Raw genomic sequence first — 26,350 nt, 5'->3', positions numbered from 1 at the left:
CTTCAGCCGATCACGAACAGCGGCTGGTCGAATTCGATCGGCTGGCCGCTCTCGGCCAGGATCGACAGCACGGTGCCGGACACGTCGGCTTCGATGGGGTTGAACATCTTCATGGCTTCGATGATCGCCAGGGTCTCGCCGGCCTTCACCGACTGGCCGACGCTGACGAACGACGGCTTGTCCGGCGACGGCGAGGCGTAGAACGTGCCGACCATCGGCGCGCGCACCACATGGCCTTCGGGCAACGCATTGCCTGCCTTGGCGGTGCCGCCGGTGGAGGCTTCGGTCGGCGAGCTCATCGGCATCGGTGCGGCCGGGCGCGGTTCGGCGTAGGGGACCGGGGCGGGGGCTGCCGGCGCCGCGTAGCCGCCCTTGGGCGTGCGCGCCAGGCGCACGGATTCTTCGCCTTCCTTGATCTCGATTTCGGCCAGGTTCGACTCTTCCAGCAGGTCGATCAGTTTCTTGATTTTGCGGAGATCCATGGGAGCCTCGTGGTTGAACGCGGTTCCCCGCAGGGAACCAAAAGAAGGGATGTCAGGCCGGCAGCCGCTGCAGGGCGGCGTCCAGCGCGTAGCGGTAGCTGTCGGCGCCGAAGCCGCAGACCACGCCCACCGCCTTGTCGCTGAGGTAGCTGGTGTGGCGGAAGGGTTCGCGGCTGTGCGGGTTGGACAGGTGGATTTCGATGAAGGGCAGGGCCACCGCCGCCAACGCGTCGCGGATCGCGACCGAGGTGTGGGTGAACGCGGCCGGGTTGATCAGGATGAAGGCGGTGCCGTCGGTGCGGGCGGCCTGGATGCGGTCGACCAGCGCATGCTCGGCATTGGACTGGAACGCCTCCAGCTGGTGGCCGGCGGCCTGCGCCTGTGCAACCAGCGCCAGGTCGATGTCCGCCAGCGTCGCATGGCCATAGACCTCCGGCTCGCGGGTGCCGAGCAGATTGAGGTTGGGGCCATGCAGGACCAGCAGCTTCGCCATTCGGCTCTCCAGCGGAAGGGCGGCAGTCTGCGCGAAGCGGGCAATGCTGTCCAGTTCGCCGAAGTTCGCCATGATTTAAACGAATGTTTGATTTCTGGCGGGTTCGTCCCCGGATCGCGCAATCGTGGGCGCCGTGCGCGGGTTACGGGTTGGGCAAGGGCAGCGTCCTTCCGCGCGTTGACGGCTGGTTCGCCGACGTTGCGGCTTACTGGGCCCAGCCGCTGATCTCGCCGTGGACGAACGGACCGATCTTCTGCCGCTCGATGCGCCCGTCTGCCCCGACCAGCACGGTGTAGGGCAACACGCCCTTGGCGTTGCCCAGCCAGACGCTGGCGTCGGCGGGACCCGGCGTATCCAGCACGATCGGATAGCGCACGGGGATCTTCGCGGTGAAGTCGCGCACGCCGTCCGGGGTGTCCAGCGCCAGCCCGATCACCTGCACGCCGTCCGCGCCCTGCGAGGCGGCGAAACGATCCAGTTCCGGCATCTCCTCGATGCAGGGGCCGCACCAGCTCGCCCACACGTTAATCAGCAGCCGCTTGCCGGCGTAGCGCGTGCGCAGGTCGACGACGGTTCCGTCCAGTCCGGGAAGCGCGATCGCCGGCATCGGATCGCCGATCCCGGCTGGGGTCACGCCCGCAGGCGGTGTGGGCGCTGTCGCGTTCGTGGCGGCCTGCAGGGCGCGTTCTCCCATCAGCGTGCGCCAGAACGGATTGCCGTTGAACCAGACGCTGGCCGCCAGGCCCAGTCCGCCAGCGAGGATCGCGACGGCGACGATGCGCGGCGTGGTGATCTTCAACGCGCGGCCCGTTCGAACGCCTGGCGCATGGTGTCGCGGGTCAGCACGGTGGGCAGCACCTCGCCTTCGCCGCCGTTGCGCGGATACACCACGTACAGCGGAACACCGACGGCCTTGTGCTGTTCGAGGAAGGCGGTGATGGCCGGATCCACGTTGGTCCAGTCGCCCGTCATCATCACCGCCTCGTGCGTGGCGAGCAGGTCGCGGAACGCCGCGGTGTTGAGTACGGCCTTTTCGTTGGCCTTGCAGGTGACGCACCAGTCGGCGGTCATGTCGACGAAGACGATGCGGCCCTCGGCGCGCAACGCCGCCAGGCGTTCGGCGGAATACGCCACATGGCCTTCCGCCGTCGGTGCAGCGGCGGTGGCCACCGGCAAGCGGTGCACCATCAGCAAGGGCACCAGTGCGGCGGCGGCGAGCGCCAGCGCCAGCACGCGAGGCAACGGCGACGTGGCGAAGCGCACGCGCTGGAACCACCACAGGCCCAGCGCCAGCAGCACCAGCCCGACCAGTGCCAGGCCGACCGCGTCGATGCCGCGCTGTTTGCCGAGCACCCACAGCAGCCACACGGCGGTCAGGTACATCGGGAAGGCGAGCACCTGCTTCAGCGTCTCCATCCATGCACCGGGCCGTGGCAGACGGTTCGCCAGCGCGGGGACGAAGCCGATCAGCAGGAACGGCAACGCCAGTCCCAGGCCGAGCACCGCGAACACCAGCAGCGCGAGCGGCGTGGGTGCGGTGAAGGCGTAGGCGAGCGCCACGCCCATGAAGGGGGCCGTGCACGGGCTGGCCACGACCACCGCCAGCACGCCGGTGAAGAAGTCGCCCACCGGACCGCGTCGCGACGCCAACCCGTGCCCGGCACCGGCCAGCCGATGGCCGACCGCGAATACACCGGACAGACTCAGGCCTACCGCGAACATCACATAGGCCAACAGGCCGACCAACCATGGCTGCTGCAACTGGAAGCCCCAGCCCAGCGCCTGACCGGCGGCGCGCAGCGCGATGGCCAGCGCGCCGACGGCGACAAAGCTGACCAGCACGCCGGCGGTGTACCAGAGCGCACGCCGACGGGCGTCGCCTTCGTTCTGCCCGCTCTCGGCCAACGATAGCGCCTTCAGCGACAGGATCGGCAGCACGCACGGCATCAGGTTGAGGATCAGGCCGCCGACCAGCGCCAGCGCGAGTGCGACGAGCAGCGACGTGGCGCCGCCCTGGTTGCGTGCAAGTACGTCTTCGGGCGGACGCGTGCGCTCGACCTCGGCCGCGGCGGGTGTGGTCGTCGCGGCTGCGTCCGGCGCCGCGGCCGGCGTGCTGTCGGGTGTCGTCGCGCTCGTTGGCAGCGGCGCGACGGCAGCAGGAGCGGGTACGTCCGGGGTGCTGTCCGGCGTCACCGTGCCGGCGGGAATCGACAGCTTCACGCGCCGCGTCATCGGCGGATAGCAGATGCCGTCGGTCTGGCAGCCCTGGAAGGTGACGCGCAGCGTGGCCTGCGTGGCGTCCGCACGGTCGCGTCGCAGCGGCACCGGCACTTCGGCCTGGTCGAAGTAGACCGTGACCTCGCCGAAATGCTCGTCGCGGTGCGCCTTGCCCTTCGGCCAGCGCGGCGCCTGCAGCGCGATGCCCTTGGCGCCTTCCAGCGCCATCGAGGTGCGGTCGCGGTAGACGTAATAGCCGCGTGCCGGCGTGAAGCGCAGCAGCAGTTCGTTGCCGTTGAATGCGATCGCCTCGAAGGCGAAGGCCTGCTCTGCCGGCAACGGCAGCGCGTCGATGCCGGCCTGCGGTTTCTGGCCGAGCAGGCCGCCGGTGAGCGCGCCGGATCCCAGCGGGACGAAGGCGCCGCCGTCCGCGGCTGGCGGCAGCGCCACCTTCAGCGTGCGCGTCTGCGGCGGGTAGCAGATGCCGGCGTCGGCGCAGCCCTGGTATTTGATCTTCAGGGTGACGCTGTCGGTCGACGCCGTCGGTTGGCCGGGCAGGGTGGCGAGCAGTTCGTCGCGGTAGGTCTCGACGTCGCCGAAGAACTCGTCGCGGTACGCCTTGCCCTTGGGCAGTTGCAGCGGCTGTGCGGCGAAGCCGGCATCGGCCTCCACGCCAGTGCGATGGCGGTAGAGGTAGTAGCCGTCGGTGATCTTCCAGCGCACCTCGATGCGGTCGCGCGTCGGCGCGGTCGCCGTCAGCACGAAGGCCTCGTCCACCGGCAGCAGGTCATCCTGGGTGATCGCGGCGGACGCGGCCGGCGCGATCAGCGAGGCGAGGAGCAGCAGGCAGGCGAACAGGGTGCGGATCGGCGTCATCGGGTCACTCGGGGGCGCGGGCGTCGGCCCGGGTTTCGGCGGTCACCCAGTCCAGGTAGGCGGGCAGGCCAGCGGCGGTTTCGACCGCCAGGATCTCCGGCAGTTCATACGGGTGGAGTTCGGCCAGCCGGGCGATCAGCGCATCGCGCCGGTCCCCGGCGGTCTTGGCCAGCAGCTGGACTTCGGTCGCCTGCTCCACGGCGTCCTGCCAGCGGTAGGTCGAGACCACGCCCGGCAGCAGGTTCACGCAGGCCGCCAGCCGTTCGTCCACCAGCGTCCGCGCCAGCCGCTGGGCGGTGGCGGCGTCCGGGCAGGTGGACAGGATCAGGAAGACGGGCATGGGCCGGCGATTATCGCAGACCGTCCGGTCCGGCCCTCCCGCAAAAAAATCTGCGGCCCGGCCCTTGAAAGCGCCGCGGGCCCTCCCAACATCGGTCGGCATCCGGCGTTGCCGGGTTTTTGTGTCCGCGACGTTGGCAGTCCCCCGAGGCGAGTGCTAACATCGCCGCCCCTTTCCTAGTCCAATCAATCACTTAAGAGGATTGACATGAGCAACATCAAGCCGCTGTACGACCGTCTGGTGGTCAAGCCGATCGAAGCCGAAGAAACCTCCCTCGGCGGCATCATCATTCCCGACGCCGCCAAGGAAAAGCCCACCAAGGGTGAAGTCGTCGCCGTCGGCGAAGGCAAGTTCGTCGAGGCCACCGGCAATGTCCGCGCCCCGAAGGTCAAGGTCGGCGACAAGGTGATCTACGGCCAGTACTCCGGCTCGGCCTACAAGCAGGACGGCGTCGAGTACAAGATCATCAAGGAAGACGACGTCCTCGCGATCCTCGGCTGAGTGCGTGGGAATCGGGAGGCGGGAATGGGGAATCGTTGAAGCGGTTCCCTCGGTCCTCGCCTCCGATCCCCAGACGACGCTCCCGCTTTCGACGATTCCCGATTCTCAATTCCCCATTCCCGGAGTTCCACACAATGGCAGCCAAAGATATCCGTTTCGGTGAAGACGCCCGTACGCGCATGGTGCGCGGCGTGAATGTCCTCGCCAATGCCGTCAAGGCCACCCTCGGCCCGAAGGGCCGCAACGTCGTGCTCGAGAAGAGCTTCGGCGCCCCGACGATCACCAAGGACGGCGTCTCCGTCGCCAAGGAAATCGAACTGGCCGACAAGTTCGAGAACATGGGCGCGCAGATGGTGAAGGAAGTCGCGTCCAAGACCTCCGACAACGCCGGTGACGGCACCACCACCGCCACCGTGCTGGCGCAGGCGTTCATCCGCGAAGGTTCCAAGGCCGTCGCCGCCGGCATGAACCCGATGGACCTGAAGCGCGGCATCGACCAGGCCGTGAAGGCCGCCGTCGAAGAGCTGAAGAAGCTCTCCAAGCCGACCGCCGACGACAAGGCGATCGCCCAGGTCGGCACCATCTCGGCCAACTCCGACAGCAACATCGGCGACATCATCGCCGAGGCCATGAAGAAGGTCGGCAAGGAAGGCGTGATCACCGTTGAGGAAGGCTCGGGCCTGGAGAACGAACTCGACGTCGTCGAGGGCATGCAGTTCGACCGCGGCTACCTGTCGCCGTACTTCATCAACAACCAGCAGTCGCAGCAGGTCGAATTCGACGACCCCTTCATCCTGATCCACGACAAGAAGGTCTCCAACGTCCGCGAACTGCTGCCGGTGCTGGAAGGCGTCGCCAAGGCCGGCAAGCCGCTGCTGATCGTGGCCGAGGAAGTGGAAGGCGAAGCCCTCGCCACGCTGGTGGTCAACACCATCCGCGGCATCGTCAAGGTCGCCGCCGTCAAGGCGCCGGGCTTCGGTGACCGCCGCAAGGCCATCCTGGAAGACATCGCCACGCTGACCAACGGCACGGTGATCTCCGAGGAAGTCGGCCTGCAGCTCGAGAAGGCCACCATCAACGACCTGGGTCGTGCGAAGAAGGTCGTGGTCTCGAAGGAGAACACCACCATCATCGACGGCGCCGGCGATGCCGAGCGCATCCAGTCGCGCATCAAGCAGATCAAGGCGCAGATCGAAGAGACCTCGTCGGACTACGACCGCGAGAAGCTGCAGGAACGCGTGGCCAAGCTGGCCGGCGGCGTGGCCGTGATCAAGGTCGGTGCCTCGACCGAAATCGAAATGAAGGAAAAGAAGGCCCGCGTCGAAGACGCCCTGCACGCCACGCGTGCGGCGGTGGAAGAAGGCGTGGTCCCGGGCGGTGGCGTCGCGCTGATCCGCGCGCTGCAGACTATCGGCAACCTGAAGGGCGCCAATGAAGACCAGAACCACGGCATCCAGATCGCCCTGCGCGCGATGGAAGCCCCGCTGCGCGAGATCGTCACCAACGCCGGCGAAGAGCCGTCGGTGATCGTCAACCGCGTCAAGGAAGGTTCGGGCAACTTCGGCTACAACGCCGCCAACGGCGAGTTCGGCGACATGATCGAGTTCGGCATCCTGGACCCGACCAAGGTCACGCGCTCCGCGCTGCAGAACGCCGCCTCGATCGCGGGCCTGATGATCACCACCGAAGCGATGGTGGCCGAGGCTCCGAAGAAGGACGAGCCGGCGATGCCGGCCGGCGGCGGCATGGGCGGCATGGGTGGCATGGACTTCTAAGAAGTCCGCGTCCGCTGTACCGCAGTACCGGGAACCCCGCCGCAAGGCGGGGTTTCTTTTTGCCTTGTCGTGATGCGGGTCGACCGTTAGCCTGCACGTCATGCATACCTCGCTTATCGTCGTCGACGACTTCCTCGGCCAGCAGGACGCGCTGTCGTTGCGCGAGGCGGCGCTCAAGCTGACCTATCCCGACCTGCGTGGTCCCTTCCCGGGCCGCAACTCGCTGGAGCGCATCGAGATCGAAGGCCTGTCCGAGATCGCCTCGCATCTCACCGGCGAGCGCCTCAAGCCGATCAACCCGCTGCAGTCGCACGGCAAGTTCCGCATCACACTGGCCAGCGATGTCGGCAGCGCGAAGGTGCACATCGACCAGGCGTACTGGTCGGGCATCCTCTATCTGAGCAAGCCGGAGGATTGCCGCGGCGGTACGGAGTTCTTCCGTCATCGTCCGTCGAACCGCGACCGCGCGCCGCTCAACGATGCGGAGCTCGCGGAGATGGGGTTCACCTCGCATGCACAGATGCACCAGGAGATCATCGAGAAGCACAGCAACGACGACAGCGTGTGGGAACCCACCATGCAGGTGCCGATGCGATTCAACCGGCTGGTGCTGCTGCGTCCCTGGCTGTGGCATACCGCCGGTCCCGCGTTCGGCAGCACGATGGAGGACGGACGGCTGGTCTACCTGATGTTCTTCACCGCCGCGTGATCCTGCGGCTTCCGTTGCCGATGAAACATTCGACAAGCCTCTCCATGCGTGGCTCAATGGCCGCGTGAACACTGCCCGCGCCCGCTTTTGGTTCTGGTATTACCGCGATCCTTCCGCGGCGGCGAGGCTGTGTTCCTTCTAGCGAAACACCAGAAGAATCCCCTTGAAGCCGCCAGCGAACCTGGCGGCTTTTTTGTTGACCCGGAGAACCCCGATGGCCCCCCATACCGACGACCTGCGCATCCGAAAACTCGATGAGCTGGTCACGCCCGCCGCCGTGATCGGTGAACTGCCGTGCGACGACGCGGTGTCGCAGACCGTGTCCGGATCGCGCGCCGCGCTGCACGACATCCTGCACGGCCGCGACGACCGCCTCGTGGTGGTGATCGGGCCCTGCTCGATCCACGATCCCACGTCGGCCATCGAGTACGCCAAGCGCCTGAAGCCGCTGCGCGATGCGCTGGCCGATGATCTGGAAGTCGTGATGCGCGTGTATTTCGAGAAGCCGCGTACGACGGTCGGCTGGAAGGGGCTGATCAACGATCCGGCGCTGGACGGCAGTTTCGACATCAATCGCGGACTGCGGCTGGCGCGCGGCCTGCTGCGCGACATCAACGCGCTCGGCCTGCCAGCCGGCTGCGAGTACCTCGACACCATCTCGCCGCAGTACATCAGCGACCTGGTGGCGTGGGGCGCGATCGGGGCACGCACTACCGAAAGCCAGGTGCACCGCGAAATGGCCAGCGGTCTGTCGTGCCCGGTCGGTTTCAAGAACGGCACCGACGGCAACGTGAAGATCGCGGTGGATGCGGTCGGGGCGGCCTCGCATCCGCACCATTTCCTGGCGGTGACGAAGGAAGGCCGCTCCGCCATCGCGGCGACCGCGGGCAATCCCGATTGCCATGTGATCCTGCGCGGCGGCAAGGCACCCAACTACGATGCCGCCAGCATCGAGGCTGCCAGCCAGGTGCTGGCGAAGTCGGGACTGCCGGCGCGCCTGATGGTCGATGCCAGCCACGCCAACAGTGCCAAGAACCCGGACAACCAGCCGGCCGTGATCGACGATATCGCCGCGCAACTGGAAGCCGGCGAACAGCGCATCGTCGGCGTGATGGTGGAGAGCCACCTCGTTGGTGGCCGCCAGGACCTGATCGATGGCCAGCCGCTGACGTACGGGCAGAGCATCACCGATGGCTGCCTTGGATGGGACGCCTCGATGCAGGTGCTGGAACGACTCGCCGCGGCGGTGCGCGAGCGCCGGCAGCGTGCCGATGCAGTGGAACAGGCGGCGTAAGCAGGAAGTGACTTCCGGCAGGTCGAAGAGATGACGGCTGGCAACTGACCGGAGCGGGGTGGCGGACGAGACTGGCCGCACACCCGCCACCGGAGTCCGCCATGTCCCGTCCCAGGCACTACACGCTGCCGCTCTCCCTTGTACTCACCTGTTGTGCCGCCCTGCCCGCGTGGGCGGCCGACCTCACCGTGACGCTGCACGATGTGCGCGCGCAGACCGGCCTGCTGAAGCTGGCGGTCGTCGACTCACAGGCTGGCTGGGATGGGCAGGCGAAGCCCATACAGGCCGATGGCGCTCCGCCGCAGGGCAACGTGGCGACGTTCGTGTTCAAGGATCTGCAGCCGGGTGCCTATGCCGTGCTGGTGACCCATGACGAAAACGGCAACGGCACGCTCGACAGCAACATGATCGGCATGCCGGTCGAGGCCTACGGCTTCAGCAACAATCCCAACGTGATGCGCAAGCCGACCTGGGACGAAGCCCGGTTCGAGGTCGGCGCGCAGGATGCCGCCATCGACATCACCCTGCGTTGAGGAACTGGCCATGGATCGCCGCCGCTTCCTGCGCACTCTCCTGTCCGGTGCCACCGCACTGGCCGTCGCGCCCGCGCTGCTGCGAAGCGAGCACGCTTTCGCCGGCGACCCCGCTCGCTTCGCAGCGGGTTTGCGGGAACAGCCATGGCTCGCGGGCTGGAAATCCGTGCAATCCGAAACGCTGGGCCCGGCGACCGTGCCGCTGGAAGGACGGCTGCCGGCAGGTTTCGCGGGCACGCTGTACCGCAACGGACCCGCATGGACCGAGCGTGCCGGCTTCCGCTACGAACACTGGTTCGATGGCGACGGCATGGTGCACGGGTGGCGCTTCAATGGCGACGGCACGCTGAGCCACCACGCGCGCATGGTGGCCACGCCCAAGTTCACGCGAGAGCAGAAAGCCGGGCGCTTCCTGTATCCGACGGCGGGCACGTCCATTCCCGACATGCAGCCGATCCGCAACAACGATGACGCGAATACCGCGAATACGTCGGTCACGATGATCAACGGCCGCCTGTTCGCGCTTTCCGAAGCGGGCTCGGCATTCGAGCTGGATCCGGACGAACTTACCACGCTCGGTCCGGTGACCTGGCGTCCCGACCTGGCCGCCATTCCGTTCTCCGCGCACCCGCTGGTGGACCGCGACGGGTCGATGTGGAATTTCGGTTCCATCTCGATGATGGGCGGCAACGGGCTGGTGGTGTGGCATCTCGGCCGCGACGGCGCGCTCGCGTCGGCGGACGTGCTGGAGACGCCGGTGCCGGGCTACCTGCACAGTTTCGCGATGACCGACCGGCATCTGGTGTTCGCGTTGATCCCGTTCCGCTACCTCGAAGGCAAGGGCGCGTTCTTCGAACGCCTGCGCTTCCGGCAGGACCAGCCGCTGCGCGTGGCGGTGGTCGACAAGGCCACGCCGTCGAAGGCGCAATGGTTCGAGACGGACTTCGCCGCGATCTACCACTTCGGCGATGCGTCCGAGCGCGACGGCCGCATCACCGTGCGTGCCGTGCAGCACCTGGACGTGGAAGAAGCGCGCTCGCCGATGAAGGCGGCCATGAGCGGCGACGGTCACGCCGATGTGCACGGCGGCAAGGGTCCACTGCGCGACCTGGTGCTGGACCTGCGCAGCGGCAAGGCGCAATGGGAGGACACGGGTGTCGCCGGCATCGAGTTCCCCGTGTTCGACGCACGCACACCGTCGCGCGACGCCGCGCGCCTGTACGCGCCGATCCATGCCGACGGTTCGACGGCGCCGTACTTCAGCCGCATCGGCGCTTTCGATCTGGCGCGCGGCCGTCGTCAGGTGCACGACTACGGGCGCGACGTGCTGGTGGAAGAACACCTGTTCGTGCCGTGGCCTGGCAGCACGCGCCCCGACGACGGCTGGCTGGTCGGCACGCTGCTGGATGCGGCGAAGGGCCGCAGTGGCATCGCGGTGCTGGATGCGCGGCGGGTGGACGCGGGTCCGCTGGCGCAGGCGTGGCTGCCGTACACGGTGCCGCTCGGCTTCCACGGGCATTTCGCCGCGCGCTGATGCCCTCCGTCGGCACCGGATGCGGCATCCTGTGCGGATGGAACGGATCTTCTTTCGCAACAGATCCCTGCGCTGGCTCGCGGGAACGCTGGTCGCCCTGCTCGCTACTTATGTGCTCTATCTGGTCGCGGGCAACGTGTTTCTCAACACGTCGCTGGGCGAGCAGGCGGTGAACCGCAAGCCCGACCGCTTCCAGATGCAGTGGGCGTCTGGACGGACGTGGTGGCCGGGTCGGGTCAGCCTGCGTGGCGTGACGCTGCAGGGCCAGTCACGGCGCATCGGCTGGGAGGCGAAGGCGGACCGTGTTGAAGGACGCATTGCACTGTTGCCCTTGCTGTCGCGGCGCCTGCATGTCCCCGAGTTACGTGCGTACGAGGTGCGCGGTGGGGTCCATCGCGTTGCCAGGGAACTGGCGCCACCGCCGCCCCGCGACGGCGGCTGGGAACTGCAGTTCGACCGTATCGCCAGCGACTCGATCCGGCGGGGCTACTTCGGCGGGTTCGAACTGCTTGGCACGGGACGCGGCGAGGTGGGTTTCTACAAGCAACTGCGCGGCGGGCCGATGGAACTGATGCCCTCGGTCGTGGAGTTCACCGGCGCGCGGCTGGCCCGGGATGGCAAGGAAGTGCTGCGCGAAGCGACGCTGGAGGCGCGGTTCGCCATCGACCGGCATCGGCGCGAAGAGGCGGCCGGCATCGACAAGCTGCTCAAGACCCGCGTCGACGTGAAGATGGGTGGACGGACCGCTGGCTTGAACGTTGCCGTCGGTCCGCGTGGTGGCGTGGTGGTGACGCTGGTGCCCGGGGAAGGGCGCGCCGATATCGACCTGGGTTTCGAACGCGGGCTGCTCAAGCCGGGCGGTCGCGCGCAATGGACGATGGCCGTCGGCGGCAACGACATCGCCGGCGCGGCGCGCAACGACATCCTGGGCATCGACGTGGCGGTGGACGAGGACATCGTGCTGAAAGCGACCGTACCGCCACAGGCCGACGGCAGGCTGGCGGTCGACGCCGACCTGCGCCTGCGTGGCCGGCAGGTGCCGCTGCGCGACGTCGCCAGCCTGCTGCCGCGCGCGTCCGGCAATGTGGTCGGCGTCTGGCACTTCGATTCGCTGCGCTGGCTGTCGGACCTGTTCCCGCAGGCGCCGTGGCTGAAACTCGATGGTGCCGGTTCGGTCAGCGCCGACGTGCAGGTGGCGGAGGGCCAACTGGCGGCCGGCAGCCGCATCGCGGTGCCCGAGGTCGACGCGGTGGCCGAGGTGATGGGTAACCGCATCCGCGGTCTCGCCCGGGCCGACATCCGGCTGGATGCGGGCAAGGACGGGGCGCTGGTGCCACGGCTGCAGGCGACGATGGATCGGTTCGACGTGGCGTCACTGAAAACGCCCGGCACCCCCTACGTGCAGGGACGGCACCTGGCGCTGTCGATCAACGCCGAGGGTCCGCTGGCCCAGCTGCGCGATGCGTTGCAGGCGAGGGTGGTGTTCAAGGATGCGCGCGTGCCGGACCTGCGCGTGTACAACGCATTCCTGCCGCGTCGGCAGATGCGCTTCGACGCCGGCGCGGGCGTGCTCAGCGGCGACCTGTCGCTGGACGCCGCAGGCGAAGTGGGGCGCGGGACCGTACGCATCGCCGGGCGTGGCACCCGCATGCAGATGGCGGGGGTGCAGTTGCGGGGCGACATCGACCTCGACCTGAAGCTGCGCCGCGCCGACCTGAAGCGGCGGTTGTTCGTCGCCGACGGCAGCACGGTGCAGGTGCGCAACGTCGGCTTCACCGAGCCCGGAGGCGAATCGCGCCGGGGCTGGTGGGCGCGGGTGACGCTGGACCGCGCGCGGCTGGACGCGGACCGGCCGATCAGCGCCGGCGGTGGTGCGGACGTGACCATGAAGGATGTGGGCTTCCTGCTGGCGCTGTTCTCCCGGCAGAAGGAGTGTCCGGCCTGGGTGTACCGGCTTGTCGACGATGGCCAGGCACAGGTGCAGGGCCGCGTGGAATGGCGCGACGACGTCCTGATCCTCGACCGGATGCATGCGCGCAACGACCGCTACGACATGCTGGCGCGGCTGCGCCTGCAGGGCGGTCAGCGGCAGGGCGATCTTTACGCCCGCTGGCGCGCGCTGAGCGTCGGTATGGAAGTGCAGGGGGACCAGCGCAAGCTTCATCTTGTCCGCGCCAAGGCCTGGTACGACGGGCGTCCCCACTACCTCAAGTAGACGGCTGGCGAACGCATTTGCGCCGGAACGGTGCGCCACCCCTGTTCAGGTAAACAGGGTGAAGAACGTAATGGCAATTCTGACGAGTGGCACGGAAATTGGTCTGATATCGGTAACACGCAGCATTGGCGCGGGTTTTGCTCGCATTCATATTCGTGACATCACAACAGTGGCGAGTGAACCGTCCGGTTCTGTTTTTGCAGTGCAGCGTGCAACACCTGTAACCCACCCTTCACGATGGCCCCGCATCCCGACGTGGGGGAGGGAGCAAGCCCGCAATAGCCTAGCTGTTGCGGGCTTTTTTATTCCTGCGCCGCAGGAACAAAAACCCAAGGTCCGCTGCGCAAACCTCGGGCCCCGAGCTGCGCCGCCACACCCCGCGCCGTTGCCGCGCCCCCTGACTCAGGGGGCTTCGCCCCAGTCCCATCTCTCGCGCCTGTGGGGTTCGTGCCGAGCGGAGGCCTGCCGGTGAAAGCGGCTAGAATTACCTCATGGCCGATACCCCCGCACGCGTGATTCCCCTCCAGGTCGTCAGTTCCGTTCCCGCACCGCTGGAAACGGGCGCCAAGCAGCTCGGTGGCGACAAGATCGCGCGCTCGCCCGTCCAGTTCGCCGACGCGCCGGTGCTGCGCAAGCCCTCGTGGATCCGCGTGCGCATTCCGTCCGACGGCTCGGTCGCCAAACTGAAGGCCAAGCTGCGCGAGAACCGCCTGGTGACCGTGTGCGAAGAGGCCAGCTGCCCGAACATCCATGAGTGCTTCGGTCATGGCACGGCCACTTTCATGATCCTGGGCGAAGTCTGCACACGTCGCTGCTCGTTCTGCGACGTCGCCCACGGCCGGCCGAAGCCGCCGGATCCGTCCGAGCCGCTGAGCCTGGCGAACACCGTGGCCGACATGGGCCTGAAGTACGTCGTGGTGACCAGCGTGGACCGCGACGACCTGCGCGATGGCGGTGCCCAGCATTTCGTGGATTGCATCAGCGCCATCCGCGAGCATTCGCCGGCCACGCGCATCGAGATTCTGACCCCTGATTTCCGCGGCAAGGGCCGCATGGACCGCGCGCTGGAGATCCTGGCGGTGAATCCGCCGGACGTGTTCAACCACAACATCGAGACCGTGCCGGAGCTGTACACGAATGTCCGCCCGGGTGCCGACTACCAGTGGTCGCTGACGCTGCTGCAGCGCTTCAAGCAGCAGCATCCGCACCTGCCGACCAAGTCCGGGATCATGCTGGGACTGGGCGAGACCATGGAGCAGGTGCAGGGCACGCTGCGCGACCTGCGCGCGCACGACGTCGACATGGTCACCATCGGCCAGTACCTGCAGCCCACGCCGCACCACCACCCGGTGCTGCGCTACTGGACGCCGGACGAGTTCAAGGCGCTGGAGGACTACGGCATGGCGCTGGGCTTCAGCCATGTCGCCTCCGGTCCGCTGGTGCGCTCGTCGTACCACGCCGACCAGCAGGCCGCGCAGGCCGCCTTCACCGCCCGCCAGGCGGGCTGAACCGGATTCTCCGGCGCGTGCCCGGTGTCTGGCCGTGGCACGGCCGCGGTTCACCTTTCCCTACATCGTGGCGCTTAGGCTGCCGACAGGCAGATGACAACGCACGCAACTTTGTGCACTGTCCCTCTGTCGAATCCGCAATCCGTTCCAGCCTGACGGGCCTCCGGGCCACGAGTACGCAATGACACTGAAGAAAGCCCCCCTGCTGCTGCTTGTCCTGGCCCTGTCGACCCCGCTGGCGCTGCTCGCGCGCGGCGACGGCGATGCCATCACGGTGGCCCCCACCGCCGACCAGGCCAACACGTCCAAGCTCGTGTACGGCCTGCTGTCTGACAGCCGCTACGCGTACCGGCCGCGCCCGCTGGACGACACGCTGTCGCAGGACGTGTTCAAGCGGTACTTCGAAGCGCTCGACGGCGGCAAGCAGTTCTTCACCGCGGCGGATGTGGCGCGCTTCGCGCCGTACAAGACCAGGATGGACGACGCCATCCGCTCGGGCGACCTCGCCCCAGCGTACGAGATCTTCGCTGTCTACAAGCAGCGCGTCGGCCAGCGCGTGGCGTTCGCGCGCGCGCTGTTGAAGCAGGACTTCGACTTCGCCGGTGACGAGCGTTGGGAGTACGACCGCAAGGACGCGCCGTGGGCAGAGGACGGCAAGGCGCTGGACGCGATCTGGCGGAAGTCCGTGATGAACGACTGGCTGCGACTGAAGCTGGCGGGCAAGAAGCCCGACGACATCCGCAAGACGCTGGACAAGCGGTACGCCAACCTGCAGCGGAGCATCAACGAGCTGAAGACCGAGGATGTCTTCCAGACCTTCCTCAACGCCTACACCAGCGCGATCGATCCGCACACGGATTACTTCACGCCGCGTACCGCCGAGAACTTCAACCAGTCGATGTCGCTGTCGCTGGAAGGCATCGGCGCCGTGCTGCAGCGGCAGGACGATCTGGTGGCGATCCGCGAGATCGTGCCGGGCGGCCCGGCCGACCTCAGCGGCAAGCTGAAGATCGGCGACCGCATCGTCGCCGTCGGTCAAGGCAAGTCCGGCCCGATGACCGACGTGATCGGCTGGCGCATCGACGACGTGGTGGCGCAGATCCGCGGCAAGAAGGACACGCAGGTCCGCATCGAATACATCCCGGTCGAAGCCGGTATCGACGGCAAGCACGCGCAGGTCACCATCACCCGCCAGAAGGTCAAGCTGGAAGAGCAGGCGGCGAAGGCCGAGACCATCACGCTGCCGGCCACCGGCGACGAGCCGGCGCGGCGCATCGGCGTGATCAAGCTGCCCGCGTTCTACCAGGACTTCGAGGGCCGTCGCCGCAATCCGAACGACTTCAATTCCGCGACCCGCGACATCGCCAAGCTGCTCGCCCAGTTCAAGTCGCAGGGCGTGGACGGCGTGGTGATGGACCTGCGCAACAACGGCGGCGGTTCGCTGGACGAGGCGGTGGAACTCACCGGCCTGTTCATCGACAAGGGGCCGGTGGTGCAGGTGCGCGAATCCGGTGGCCGGGTGACCGTCAACAGCGACCGCAAGCCTGGCGTGGCGTGGGACGGTCCGCTGGCGGTACTGATCAACCGCGCGTCGGCATCGGCGTCGGAGATCTTCGCCGGCGCCATCCAGGACTACGGTCGTGGCCTGGTGATCGGCGAGACCAGCTTCGGCAAGGGCACCGTCCAGAACATGGTCGACCTGGACCGCTGGCCGGCGAACGAAGCGCCGCGCTTCGGCTCGGTCAAGCTGACCATCGCGCAGTTCTTCCGCGTGGCCGGTGGCAGCACACAGCACAAGGGCGTGGTGCCGGACATCGCGTTCCCGGTCAGCGTCGACGCCACCGAGTATGGCGAGAGCACCTACGACAACGCCTTGCCGTGGACGCGGATCGCCGCCGTGCCGCATACGCAGTACGGCAATTTCGCGCCGCTGCTGCCGAAGCTGGAGGCGCTGCATGCGGCGCGCTCGGCGAAGGACAAGGAGTTCCAGTGGTGGTCCGAGGACGTGGCGCAGTTCCGTGCCGAAGCGGCCAAGAAGTACGTTTCGCTCAACGAGGCCGAGCGTCGCGCCGAGCGCGATCGCCAGGACACGCAGCGCAAGGAGCGGCAGGCCGAGCGCAAGACGCTGGGGTTGGCGCTGGACCCGCTGGCCGAAGACCTGGCCGATGACGGCCTGGGTGCGTCCGAGCGCGACATCGTGAAGGATGCGCAGCGCGAGAAGCTGGCGGACAAGCGTCCCGATCCGCTGCTGCGAGAGTCCGCCGCCATCCTGTCCGACGCCATCGACATCCTGGGCCAGGATCGCAAGCTGTCGGCGCAGGTCCTGCCCGATTCGCCGGGTCCGGGTCGCTGGGCGCAGTAAATCCTCTGTAGGAGGGGCTTTAGCCCCGATGCTCTTCGACCAGCGTCGCGTGGTCTTGAAGTGCGGTCGGGGCTGAAGCCCCTCCTGCAGAATCCAAGCGCAAGATCCGGATAGCCTGCCCGATGCGCGCGCCCTAGTCTGGGCGCATGGACACCATGCCGCGCCGATCGTTACCCACGTCTTCCGCCATCTCCACCGATCCGCTGGAGCTGGCGCGCCGCCTGCTCGACGAAGGTGAGCCCTCGCTGTCGGACCTGGCCGCTCGCACCGGCCTCAGTGCGTCGCATCTGCAGCGGCGCTTCCGTGCGCGTTTCGGCCTGAGTCCTGCCGAGTACCTGGCCCGCAAGAAGCTGGGGACGCTGAAGAGTGCGCTGCGCGAAGGGCGCGACGTCACCACCGCGCTGTACGACGCCGGCTACGGCTCGCCGTCGCGCCTGTACGAGCAGGGCGCGTCGAAGCTCGGCATGACGCCCGCGACGTATCGCGCCGGCGGGCGCGGCGTGGCGATCCGCTGGACGCTGGTGGACACCGTGCTCGGCCGCACGCTGGTGGCCGCCACCGAGCGCGGGATCTGCGCGGTGGAACTGGGCGGCGACGATTCCGTGCTGGAGCAGAAGCTGCGTGAGGAATTTCCGCTGGCGCAGCTCGAGCGCGTCGAGGCCGGACGCGACGACTTCCTCGCGCCGCGCCTGCGTGCGGTGGCCGAGCGTCTGGCGGGCGGCGATGCCGAGGTGCCTGTGGACCTGCTCGGCACCGGTTTCCAGCAGCGCGTCTGGGATGCGCTGATGAAGATTCCGGCGGGCGAGACGGTCAGCTATGCGGGCCTGGCGCAGTCGCTGGGCGCGCCACGCGCGGCACGGGCGGTGGCCAGCGCCTGCGCGCACAACCGCATCGCCGTGGTCGTGCCCTGCCATCGCGTGATCCGTGGCGACGGTTCGCTCGGTGGCTACCGCTGGGGATTGCCGCGGAAGCAGCAGTTGCTGGCGCGCGAGCGCGGCTGACCGACCACATCCGGTAGGAGCGCCCCCTGGGCGCGATGCTTTTTCTATGAGCTTGTCGACGCACAAGCATCGCGCCCATGGGGCGCTCCTGCAGTTTCCAGGGATGTGGCTTGAGCGGTGTTCAAGCCTGCCCGGAAAGGTTTCAAGCAACCGAGGGCATTGCGGCCACGCCGCGGGTACGCGACTGGCCTAGAATTGCACCACACCGCATTCCCTCCGGTTCCCCCCATGACGTCCTCCGTTTCCGCCGCGCCCGCGCGTGGCGGCCTTGCCGTCGCTGCCGCCCTGGCCATCGTCTACGTGGTCTGGGGCTCGACGTACCTTGGCATCCGCTTCGCCCTGGAAGGCGGCTTTCCGCCGCTGCTGATGGTGTCGGGCAGCCGCTTCGTGGTCGCCGGAGGCGTGATGTTCCTGTTCCTGCTGTGGCGGGGCGTCGCGCCGCCCACACGCGCGCAGTGGAAGAACGTGCTGGTGATGGGAGCGCTGCTGTTGCTGATGGGCAACGGCATGGTCGTGCTGGCCGAACAGACGGTGTCGTCCGGCCTGGCCGCGGTGGCGGTGGCGTCGATGCCGTTGTGGATGGGCCTGTTCGGCGCGATGCGCGGACAGCATCCGACGCGCGGCGAATGGCTCGGCATCGTCGTCGGTTTCGCCGGTGTGGTCTGGCTCAACGCCGGCAGCTCGCTGACCGGCTCGCCGGTGGGCCTGGTGTTGCTGCTGATCGCGCCGATCGCGTGGGCCTACGGCTCGGTGTGGTCGCGTGGTCGCGACCTGCCATCGCCGTTCATGACCGCGGCGGCGCAGATGCTGGCGGCCGGCGTGATGCTGGTCGTTGCCGGCCTGCTGCATGGCGAGCGTTTCGATGCCGCCGGCTGGACGCTCACCGGTGGGCTGGCGGTCGCGTACCTGGCGGTATTCGGGTCGATCATCGCGTTCACCGCCTACGTGTGGCTGCTGCACCATGCGCGCCCGGTGCTGGTCGGCAGCTACGCCTACGTCAATCCGGTCATCGCGGTGGCGCTGGGCGCCTTCATCGCGGGTGAAACCTTCACGCCGCATGATCTCGGCGCGATGGCGGTGATCCTCGCTGGCGTGGTGGTCATCACGCTGGCACGCGCACGGCAGTCGAAATGAGCGTATCGCCCATCGATCGCAAGGGGCTGGCGATCACCGCCGGCACGTTCCTGATCTGGGGCGTGGTGCCGCTGTACTGGCACCTGCTGAAGGCCGTGCCGTCGTTCCAGATCATCGCGCACCGCATCGTCTGGAGTGCGGTCCTTGTCATCGGCTGGCTGCTGTTGAAGAACGGACGCACGTGGTGGCGGCAGGTGCGCGCCCAGCCACGCGCGGTGCCGCTGCTCGGCGTCAGCAGCCTGCTGATCGCGTTCAACTGGGGCTTGTACATCTGGGCGGTAAACGCGGGGCATGTGGTGGAAACCAGCCTCGGCTACTTCATCAATCCGCTGATCAATGTGGTGCTCGGTGTGCTGGTGCTGCGCGAACGGTTGTCGACCGCGCAATGGATCGCCGTGGGCTTTGCCCTGGTGGGCGTGGCGTGGCTGACGTTGCAGGCGGGTTCGCCGCCGTGGATCGCGCTGGGGCTGGCGTTCTCGTTCGGCCTGTACGGACTGGTGCGCAAGCTGGTCGCGGTGGATCCGGTGGCCGGTCTGGGTGTCGAGAGCCTGTATCTGGTCTTGCCTGCGCTGGCCTACGTGATCTGGGGCGAGTTCGGCCATGGCGGTGGCTTCGTCAGCGGCTACGGCTGGAAGAACGACCTGCTGCTGATCTTCGGTGGCGTGGTGACGGCGGTGCCGCTGATCGGTTTCGCCCACGGCGTGCGCCGCATTCCGTTGTCGGTGGTCGGCCTGCTGCAATACATCGCGCCCAGCATCCAGCTGCTGATCGGCGTGCTGGTCTTCAAGGAAGCGTTCGGCATCGAGCGCGCGATCGGCTTCGCCGCCATCTGGATCGGCTTGCTGATTTTCGCCAGCGATGGACTGTGGCGCGCGCGCCGCCGCGATGTGGCGGCGGCGTAGAGCGGAGCTTGCTCCGCTGCTTTTCCGACACGAGATGCGCACGCCGGACGAGCCCGGCTGTACGCGGTTGTGGACGCGTGTGCCCGTCTAGCCTTGTCCAGCGGGCGCGGGGCAGGGGCCGCCGGCCTCCTTCCAGGTCTTGAAGGCGGCAACGAACTGGTCGTGCGGCACCGGCACTGGCGCACGTTCGCCGCCGGGGTTCCAGCCCCACAGCACCAGCTTGTCCTCGGCGACGTGCTTGAGCAGCGCGTCGAAGTCGCGACCACCGTTGCGCTTCTTGTCCTGGATCATCTCGCACAGCTGGTCGGCCGGCAGGCCGATCCACGCCATCTTGTGGTCCGGCGGCGGCAGCTGCCAGTGCGGCGCGCCGGGCGGCGCGTGCGGGCCGTAGCTCGCCGGCGCGTTCTGTTCGGCGTGGCAGGTGGAACAGGGCAGGCCGGGCGCGCCCTTGCCGTCCGGTCCGCGTGCGACGTTCATCGCGTGAGGCGTCTGCGTATCGAACTGCAGCGGCGCGTCGCCGGGGATATGGCAGTTGCTGCAGCGTGGGTGCTGGAACACCTGCTCCACGGTGGCGAAGGCGGTCAGCGCCTGCGCCCGCTGCTCCTCGCTGATGCGGGGCTTGCAGGCCACCAGCAGGAGGACGGTCAACGACATCATCAGGATGCGCATGGCGGGCCTCAGGCGGCAGGGGTGGAGGAGGCGGGCGTCGGCAGGCGCAGCGGCAGTTCGCGCAACCGCTGCCCGGTCAGCTTGAACACCGCATTCGCCACCGCTGGTGCGATCGGCGGCGTGCCGGGTTCGCCGACACCGCCCATCTTCTCGGTGCTCGGCACGATGTGGACCTCGACCTTGGGCATCTCGTGCAGGCGCAGTACGCGGTAGTCGTGGTAGTTCGACTCCTGCACCTGACCTTCCTTCAGCGTCAGCGCGCCGTGCAGCGCAGCGCCGAGGCCGAACACGATGCCGGACTCCATCTGCGCCTCGACGGCGCCCGGATTCACTGCCACGCCACAGTCGATCGCGCAGACCACGCGATGCACGCGGATCTGGCCATCCTCGACGGAAACCTCGGCCACCTGCGCGACATAGCTGCCGAACGATTCGTGCACGGCGACGCCGCGTGCGCGACCCTGTGGCGCGGGCGTGGTCCAGCCGGACTTCTCCGAGACGAGGTTCAGCGCCGCGAGATGGCGCGGATGATCCTTCAGCAGGGTGCGGCGGTACTCCACCGGATCCTTGCCGGTGGCATGCGCCAGTTCGTCCACCAGGCTTTCCATCACGAAGCCGTTGACGCTGTGGCCCACCGACCGCCACCACAAAACAGGGATGCCGGTCCTGGGCGAATGCAGGTCGACGCGGTGCGCCGGCGTGCCGAGCACGTAGGGCGAATCGGCGACGCCTTCCGTCGAGGTGGCATCGATGCCGTTCTTCACCATCATCGCTTCCATGAAGGTGCCGGCCATGATCGACTGGCCCACCATCACCTGGTGCCAGGCGACCGGCAGGCCGTCCTCGCCCAGACCAACCTTGGCTCTCTCGACGAAGGCCGACCGGTAGTAGCCGCCGCGCGTATCGTCCTCGCGCGTCCACACGGTCTTGACCGGCGCCTTCGCCGCCTTCGCTACTTCCACGGCCTCCGACACCACGTCCGAGGTGGGCGTGGCGCGGCGACCGAAGCCGCCACCGAGGAACGGCGTATGGATGCGGACCTTCTCCGGCGCAATGCCGAGGATCTTCGCTGTGCTGTTCTGGTCCAGCGTGGGGAACTGCGTGCCGCACCAGATATCACACTCTCCGTCCGCGATCTTGACGGTGCAGTTCAGCGGTTCCATCGCGGCATGCGCGAGATAGGGCACGGCGTATTCGGCATCGACGGTTTTCGCGGCCTTGCTCAGGGCGGCGATGACGTCGCCGGCGCGTGCGGCGGTCGGGCCGTCCTCGGTCGCCAGTTGCGAGAACTGCTGTCGCAGCGCAACGCTGTCCAGCGTGGCGCCTTCGCCGGCTTCCCACACGACCTGCAACGCATCGCGGCCGAGCTTGGCGGCCCAGAAATGATCCGCCACCACGGCCACGCCGCTGGGGACCTGCACCACGTCGCGCACGCCGGCGACGGCGCGCGCCGCCGTGGCGTCGAACGACTTCACCTTGCCGCCGAATACCGGCGAGCGCAGCACCACCGCGGTCAACAGGCCATCGAACTGGATGTCCATGCCGAACTTGGCCTTGCCGGTGATCTTCTCCGGCGTGTCCAGGCGCCTGGTCGCCTTGCCGATCAGCTTCCAGTCCTTGGGGTCGCGAAGTGTCAGCGACTCCAGCGCGGGGGGCGTCTGCTTGCCGGCGTCGTCGGCGAGTTCCCCATAGCGCAGCCGCGTCGTGCCGGACACGACGGCGCCGTTCTCGGTGCGCAGCTGGTCGGCGGGTACGTTGAGCCGTGCAGCCGCCGCCTGCAGCAGCATCGCGCGCGCGGTCGCGCCGGCCTGCCGGTAGCGGTCGAACTCGGACCACGTGGTCGTCGAGCCGCCGGTGCCCTGCATGCCGAATACCGGGCTGGTGTAGGCCTTGTCCGCGGGGCCGTGCTCGACGCGGATCTTCGACCAGTCGGCGTCGAGCTCTTCGGCGATCAGCATCGGCAACGTGGTCCAGATGCCCTGGCCCATCTCGGCATGCGCGAGCAGCACGGTGATCGAGTCGTCGGCCGCGATGCGCAGGAAGGCGTTGGGCACGAATGCGGGCGCCGCGGCGGCCTGCGCCTCCTGCGCCCAGGCGAAGCGGCGGGCACCGGGCACGGCGATGGCGACGACCAGGCCGCCACCGACCAGCGCGGTGGAGCGCAGGAAGCCACGACGCGAGGATTTCAGTTCAAGGTTCACGGACACGACCTCCGTCGAACATCGGATCGGAGCCACGGCAACGCATGCCGCGGCGGCGTGGGGTTTAGGCTTTGCCCAGCTCGGCCGCACGATGCACGGCGGCGCGGATGCGCTGGTAGGTGCCGCAGCGGCAGAGGTTGCCGGACAGTGCGTGGTCGATGTCGCTGTCGGTCGGCGCCGGGACCACCGCCAGCAGCGCGGCGGCCGACATGATCTGGCCGGACTGGCAGTAACCGCACTGCACGACATCCAGTTCCGCCCACGCCTTCTGCACGGGATGCGAACCGTCGGCCGACAGGCCTTCGATGGTGGTGATCTTCTTGCCGGCGACGGCGGACGCGGGCGTCACGCAGGCACGCAATGGCGAGCCATCGACGTGCACGGTGCAGGCGCCGCATTGCGCGATGCCGCAACCGAACTTGGTTCCGGTAAGGCCCATCAGGTCGCGCAGGACCCAGAGCAGCGGCATGTCGTCGGTCGCGTCGACTTCGCGCTCCGACCCATTGACGTTCAACTTCATGGTGTCTCCCTGGCGGCGGCGTGGGACCGGTCGACGATACTCCGTGCCTGCGTGGGCTGCCAGTGAAAACGGGCGATGTCGCTTGCACGATCCTGCGGAATGCTTGCCTGATGCCCCGGACGGCATCCGGGGCGTTGCCTTCGGCCCTACGCTTGCGCCATCGTGGTGCGCATGTCGGTCCATCGCCACCCGCTGGAAGTGTCCGCGCGCGCCAGCGAGGCCGGCGATGGCAGCGCACTGGTCGTGGTCGTCGCCACCGAAGGCTCGACCTACGTGCGGCAAGGGGCGATGGCCGTGTTCGCGGCGGACGATACGCAGACGGGTTGGCTGAGCGGCGGTTGCCTGGAGCCCGAGATCGCGCGGCGCGCACGACATGCAGTGGCCGGCGGGTATCTCGACGCGATGGAGATCGACACGCGCGACGACGAGGATCTGCTTGCCGGATCGGCGGTCGGTTGTCGCGGGCGCCTGCATCTGGCACTGCTGCCGCTGGATTGCCTGCCTGGCTGGTCGAAGGTGGTGCAGACGTGGTGGCAGGGCGCAGGTCCGCTGTCATTGCAGCTGACCGCCGACGGTGGGGTGTCCGCGCGCGCTGGCGATATCGAGCGGGCATGGTCGCTGCCCGTGTCGGCCTCCGCGACGGCAGACATCGCCGGCGAAGCGACGGTGTCGCCGCCGCCGCGCGTGGCGATCTTCGGCGCGGGCCCCGAAACCCGGATGCTGGTGGCGTGGCTGCGTCAGCTCGGCTGGCACGTCACCGTGGTGGAGCGGCGCGCCCGCTGGATATCCGTGGATGAGCTGGCCGACGACTGGCGGATCCATTCGCCGGAGGAAGCGCTGCAGATGCTGCATCCTTCGCCCGATGCTGCGCTGGTGATGCATCACCATTTCGAACACGACCGCGAAGCGCTGGAAGCGCTGGCGGCAACGACGATTCCCTTCGTCGGCCTGCTGGGTCCGGTGCGTCGGCGCGAGGATCTGCTGCGGGTGATCCCGTCCGTGCTGCATGCCTCGCTGCTGTCGCGGCTGCGTTCTCCTATCGGCTTGAAGCTGGGCGGGCAGGGGCCGGAAGCGATCGCGCTGAGCATCGCTGCGCAATTGCAGGCATGGCATCACGGCGAGCCGGCATGATCGCAACGCACGCGGCGGTGGTGCTGGCAGCCGGTGGCAGCACGCGGCTGGGACGACCGAAGCAATTGCTGACGCGTGATGGTGAAACGCTGGTGCATCGTGCCGCGCGGCTGGCGTTGGAGTCCGGCGCGTCGCGTGTGCTGGTGGTTGTCGGCGCGTATGCGGACGACGTCGCTGCAGCGGTGCGCGACTCGCCCGTGGAGCGCGTGGTCAACGGGCGATGGAGCGAGGGGTTGGCGGGCAGCGTACGCATCACCGCGGAGTCGCTCGCGACACATGCCCACGCGACGCTGCTGCTGACCTGCGACCAGCCTGCGTTAGAAGTCGACCACCTGCAGTCCCTGCTCGACGCGTCCCGGCGGGCGCCATCAGGCTCCGCCGCAACGCGTTTTGGTGACCGCGTGGGTATTCCGGCCGTCGTCGCGCCGACGCTAATGCGTGCCGCGCTGGCCGTGCAGGGAGATCGCGGCTTGCGTGATGTGCTGAATGCGGAGGGCGCCGGCGTCATCGCCTGCGATGCGCCCGACCTCGGTCTCGATATCGACACGCCGGACGACGTTGCCGTGGCCGTGTCGCGGGGGTGGCTCGATCCACTGGGGTGACAAGGATGCCGGCATGCGCCGGCATCCCCTGAACATGCCTCAGATCGCGCGCAGCGCCTGGGTGATCGGCAGGCGTGCCGCCCGCAACGCGGGGAACAGCCCGCCGACCAGCCCGATGCCGAGCGCCCACTTCAGCCCGCTCCACAGCAGTTCCGGCGTGACCTTGAACTGGAACACCACCTGGCTGAAGTTGCTGCCCAGCGTGGCGACGCTGTAGCCGTTGAACACGACCCAGGCGATCAGCCCGCCCAGCAGTCCACCCAGCAACGCCAGCAGCATCGTCTCCAGCATCACCGCCATCACCACCGGCAGGCCGCGGAAACCGATTGCCCGCATCGTGGCGATCTCGCGCGCACGTCCGGCGACGGCGGCGTACATGGTGTTGAGCGCACCGAACACCGCGCCGATCGCCATGATGGTGCCGATCACCGTGCCGAGCACCTTGATCAGCGTGTTCAGGCCGGTCGACTGCTTGGTGTAGTAGTCGCGCGTGGTCAGCACGTCCAGTTTCAGGCGCGGGTCGTTCTCCATCGCCTGCTTGAACTGGTCGAAGCCTGCCTTGCCTTCGGTGCGCACGGTGACCGACTGGTAGGCGCGGCGATCATAGGCCGACGACAGCGTGTCGATGTCGGTCCACAGCTCCGAGTCGTGCGCATCGCCGGAGGCGAACACGCCGACCACCGTCCATTCCTGGTTGCCCAGCTTCAGCGTCTTGCCGACGTCGAGGCCGCGGTACTGGCCCTTCGCGCCCTGGCCGACCACGATCTCGCGCACGCCGACGTTGAACTTGCGGCCCTCGGTCAGCTTCACCTGCGGACGGATCGCCCAGGCGGCTTCGCTGACACCGCGGAACTGGGCGTTGGCGTCTTCGCCGGTGCTGGCGGTCGGCAGGTTGACGATCTGCGACAGCTCCGGCGACAGCAGCGCGCGGCCGTCCTTGCCCTTGGCGACGCCGGCCAGCGTGGAGATCAGCGGCACCTGGTCGCGGCTGATGACCGAGTTGGTCTCCGCCTGCGAACCGCCGCGCAGCACGATGGCGGTGTCCTCGCCGCCGGTCTGCTTGAGCGTCGCCGAAAAGCCTTCGCCCATCGCCAGCATCGCCACTAGCACGCCGACCACGCCGGCGATGCCGACCACGATCACCGACGACGCGCCCCAGCGCTGCGGCAGGCTGGCGATGCCGATCTTGGCCGCTTCCAGCGACAACCGTCCGCTGCGGGTGAGGAACAGCCACAGCATCAGCGCCACCGCGATGCCGAGTACCGCGAACCACGGCAACACGATCCACACGCCCAGGCCGACGACCAGCGCCACGATGGAGATGAGATTGCCCAACCATTGCTTCTTCATG

23 protein-coding genes are annotated in these 26,350 nt (G+C 68.0%); 14 read left to right on the top strand and 9 right to left on the bottom strand.

Going from position 1 to position 26,350, the window contains the following annotated elements; all coding sequences use genetic code 11:
- Positions 1-2: 2 nt before the first annotated feature.
- The 5 genes from accB to cutA all read right to left on the bottom strand — a co-directional run bounded on the left by accB (position 3) and on the right by cutA (position 4,408).
- Entirely contained in the window at positions 3-482 is a 480-nt protein-coding gene (gene accB, locus CSC78_RS08745) for an acetyl-CoA carboxylase biotin carboxyl carrier protein (RefSeq protein WP_162337525.1), read from the bottom strand.
- A 52-nt stretch (positions 483-534) separates the two neighbouring features.
- Positions 535-975, bottom strand: a complete 441-nt coding sequence (gene aroQ / locus CSC78_RS08740; RefSeq protein WP_162337552.1) for a type II 3-dehydroquinate dehydratase — start codon at positions 973-975, stop codon at positions 535-537.
- 205 nt (positions 976-1,180) lie between these two features.
- Positions 1,181-1,774 carry a TlpA family protein disulfide reductase gene (locus CSC78_RS08735; protein ID WP_162337524.1) on the bottom strand — a complete coding sequence of 198 codons (594 nt, stop codon included), beginning with the start codon at positions 1,772-1,774 and terminating at the stop codon, positions 1,181-1,183.
- A complete protein-coding gene (locus CSC78_RS08730; protein WP_162337523.1) occupies positions 1,771-4,068 on the bottom strand; it encodes a protein-disulfide reductase DsbD family protein in 2,298 nt (765 codons plus the stop codon). The genes CSC78_RS08735 and CSC78_RS08730 overlap by 4 nt, the downstream gene beginning before the upstream one ends.
- A 4-nt stretch (positions 4,069-4,072) precedes the next feature.
- Positions 4,073-4,408, bottom strand: coding sequence for a divalent-cation tolerance protein CutA (gene cutA, locus CSC78_RS08725; RefSeq protein WP_162337522.1), 336 nt, complete (start codon positions 4,406-4,408; stop codon positions 4,073-4,075).
- Between the two features lie 207 nt (positions 4,409-4,615).
- Here cutA and CSC78_RS08720 point away from each other — a divergent pair, with 207 nt between their 5' ends.
- The 12 genes from CSC78_RS08720 (at position 4,616) to rarD (ending at position 19,876) form a co-directional block, all read left to right on the top strand.
- Positions 4,616-4,909 (top strand): co-chaperone GroES, encoded by a 294-nt coding sequence (locus CSC78_RS08720; protein WP_162337521.1) that lies wholly within the window; start codon positions 4,616-4,618, stop codon positions 4,907-4,909.
- A gap of 134 nt (positions 4,910-5,043) precedes the next feature.
- A complete protein-coding gene (gene groL, locus CSC78_RS08715) occupies positions 5,044-6,684 on the top strand; it encodes a chaperonin GroEL (protein WP_162337520.1) in 1,641 nt (546 codons plus the stop codon).
- Positions 6,685-6,784: 100 nt separating this feature from the next.
- Positions 6,785-7,393, top strand: a complete 609-nt coding sequence (locus CSC78_RS08710) for a DUF6445 family protein (protein WP_162337519.1) — start codon at positions 6,785-6,787, stop codon at positions 7,391-7,393.
- 214 nt (positions 7,394-7,607) lie between these two features.
- Positions 7,608-8,687 (top strand): 3-deoxy-7-phosphoheptulonate synthase, encoded by a 1,080-nt coding sequence (locus CSC78_RS08705; RefSeq protein WP_162337518.1) that lies wholly within the window; start codon positions 7,608-7,610, stop codon positions 8,685-8,687.
- A gap of 101 nt (positions 8,688-8,788) precedes the next feature.
- Complete coding sequence (locus CSC78_RS08700) at positions 8,789-9,220, top strand: DUF2141 domain-containing protein (protein ID WP_162337517.1); 432 nt, start codon at positions 8,789-8,791, stop codon at positions 9,218-9,220.
- A gap of 10 nt (positions 9,221-9,230) precedes the next feature.
- Positions 9,231-10,754 (top strand): carotenoid oxygenase family protein, encoded by a 1,524-nt coding sequence (locus CSC78_RS08695; protein WP_162337516.1) that lies wholly within the window; start codon positions 9,231-9,233, stop codon positions 10,752-10,754.
- 37 nt (positions 10,755-10,791) lie between these two features.
- On the top strand, positions 10,792-12,969 hold the full coding sequence (locus tag CSC78_RS08690; RefSeq protein ID WP_162337515.1) for an AsmA family protein: 2,178 nt from the start codon (positions 10,792-10,794) through the stop codon (positions 12,967-12,969).
- A gap of 491 nt (positions 12,970-13,460) precedes the next feature.
- Complete coding sequence (gene lipA / locus CSC78_RS08685; RefSeq protein ID WP_162337514.1) at positions 13,461-14,477, top strand: lipoyl synthase; 1,017 nt, start codon at positions 13,461-13,463, stop codon at positions 14,475-14,477.
- Between the two features lie 181 nt (positions 14,478-14,658).
- Entirely contained in the window at positions 14,659-16,839 is a 2,181-nt protein-coding gene (locus tag CSC78_RS08680) for a carboxy terminal-processing peptidase (RefSeq protein WP_162337513.1), read from the top strand.
- 155 nt (positions 16,840-16,994) lie between these two features.
- Positions 16,995-17,840, top strand: coding sequence for a methylated-DNA--[protein]-cysteine S-methyltransferase (locus CSC78_RS08675; protein ID WP_162337512.1), 846 nt, complete (start codon positions 16,995-16,997; stop codon positions 17,838-17,840).
- A gap of 228 nt (positions 17,841-18,068) precedes the next feature.
- The gene (gene yedA, locus CSC78_RS08670) at positions 18,069-18,974 is read left to right on the top strand and encodes a drug/metabolite exporter YedA (protein WP_162337511.1); all 906 of its coding nucleotides are present in this window, start codon (positions 18,069-18,071) and stop codon (positions 18,972-18,974) included.
- Positions 18,971-19,876 (top strand): EamA family transporter RarD, encoded by a 906-nt coding sequence (rarD, locus tag CSC78_RS08665; RefSeq protein WP_162337510.1) that lies wholly within the window; start codon positions 18,971-18,973, stop codon positions 19,874-19,876. Before yedA ends, rarD begins: the two co-directional genes overlap by 4 nt.
- An 87-nt stretch (positions 19,877-19,963) precedes the next feature.
- Here the strand turns inward: rarD and CSC78_RS08660 are convergent, their stop codons facing one another.
- From CSC78_RS08660 to CSC78_RS08650, 3 genes are all read right to left on the bottom strand, one after another.
- A complete protein-coding gene (locus tag CSC78_RS08660; RefSeq protein WP_162337509.1) occupies positions 19,964-20,545 on the bottom strand; it encodes a hypothetical protein in 582 nt (193 codons plus the stop codon).
- A gap of 8 nt (positions 20,546-20,553) precedes the next feature.
- Positions 20,554-22,746 carry a xanthine dehydrogenase family protein molybdopterin-binding subunit gene (locus tag CSC78_RS08655; protein ID WP_162337508.1) on the bottom strand — a complete coding sequence of 731 codons (2,193 nt, stop codon included), beginning with the start codon at positions 22,744-22,746 and terminating at the stop codon, positions 20,554-20,556.
- Between the two features lie 64 nt (positions 22,747-22,810).
- Positions 22,811-23,266, bottom strand: coding sequence for a (2Fe-2S)-binding protein (locus CSC78_RS08650; protein ID WP_162337507.1), 456 nt, complete (start codon positions 23,264-23,266; stop codon positions 22,811-22,813).
- A gap of 171 nt (positions 23,267-23,437) precedes the next feature.
- Between CSC78_RS08650 and CSC78_RS08645 the strand changes: the two genes are divergently transcribed.
- Positions 23,438-24,397 carry an XdhC family protein gene (locus CSC78_RS08645; protein WP_162337506.1) on the top strand — a complete coding sequence of 320 codons (960 nt, stop codon included), beginning with the start codon at positions 23,438-23,440 and terminating at the stop codon, positions 24,395-24,397.
- The gene (locus tag CSC78_RS08640; RefSeq protein ID WP_162337505.1) at positions 24,394-24,999 is read left to right on the top strand and encodes a nucleotidyltransferase family protein; all 606 of its coding nucleotides are present in this window, start codon (positions 24,394-24,396) and stop codon (positions 24,997-24,999) included. The genes CSC78_RS08645 and CSC78_RS08640 overlap by 4 nt, the downstream gene beginning before the upstream one ends.
- A 39-nt stretch (positions 25,000-25,038) precedes the next feature.
- Here CSC78_RS08640 and CSC78_RS08635 read toward each other — a convergent pair whose 3' ends face one another.
- The gene (locus CSC78_RS08635; protein WP_162337504.1) at positions 25,039-26,349 is read right to left on the bottom strand and encodes an ABC transporter permease; all 1,311 of its coding nucleotides are present in this window, start codon (positions 26,347-26,349) and stop codon (positions 25,039-25,041) included.
- Position 26,350: the final 1 nt, after the last annotated feature.

The organism is Pseudoxanthomonas japonensis, from assembly GCF_010093445.1.
Taxonomy (GTDB): Bacteria; Pseudomonadota; Gammaproteobacteria; order Xanthomonadales; family Xanthomonadaceae; genus Pseudoxanthomonas_A; species Pseudoxanthomonas_A japonensis.
Note: the sequence above shows the minus strand (reverse complement) of the source record. Positions and strands in the feature narration are given on the sequence as shown.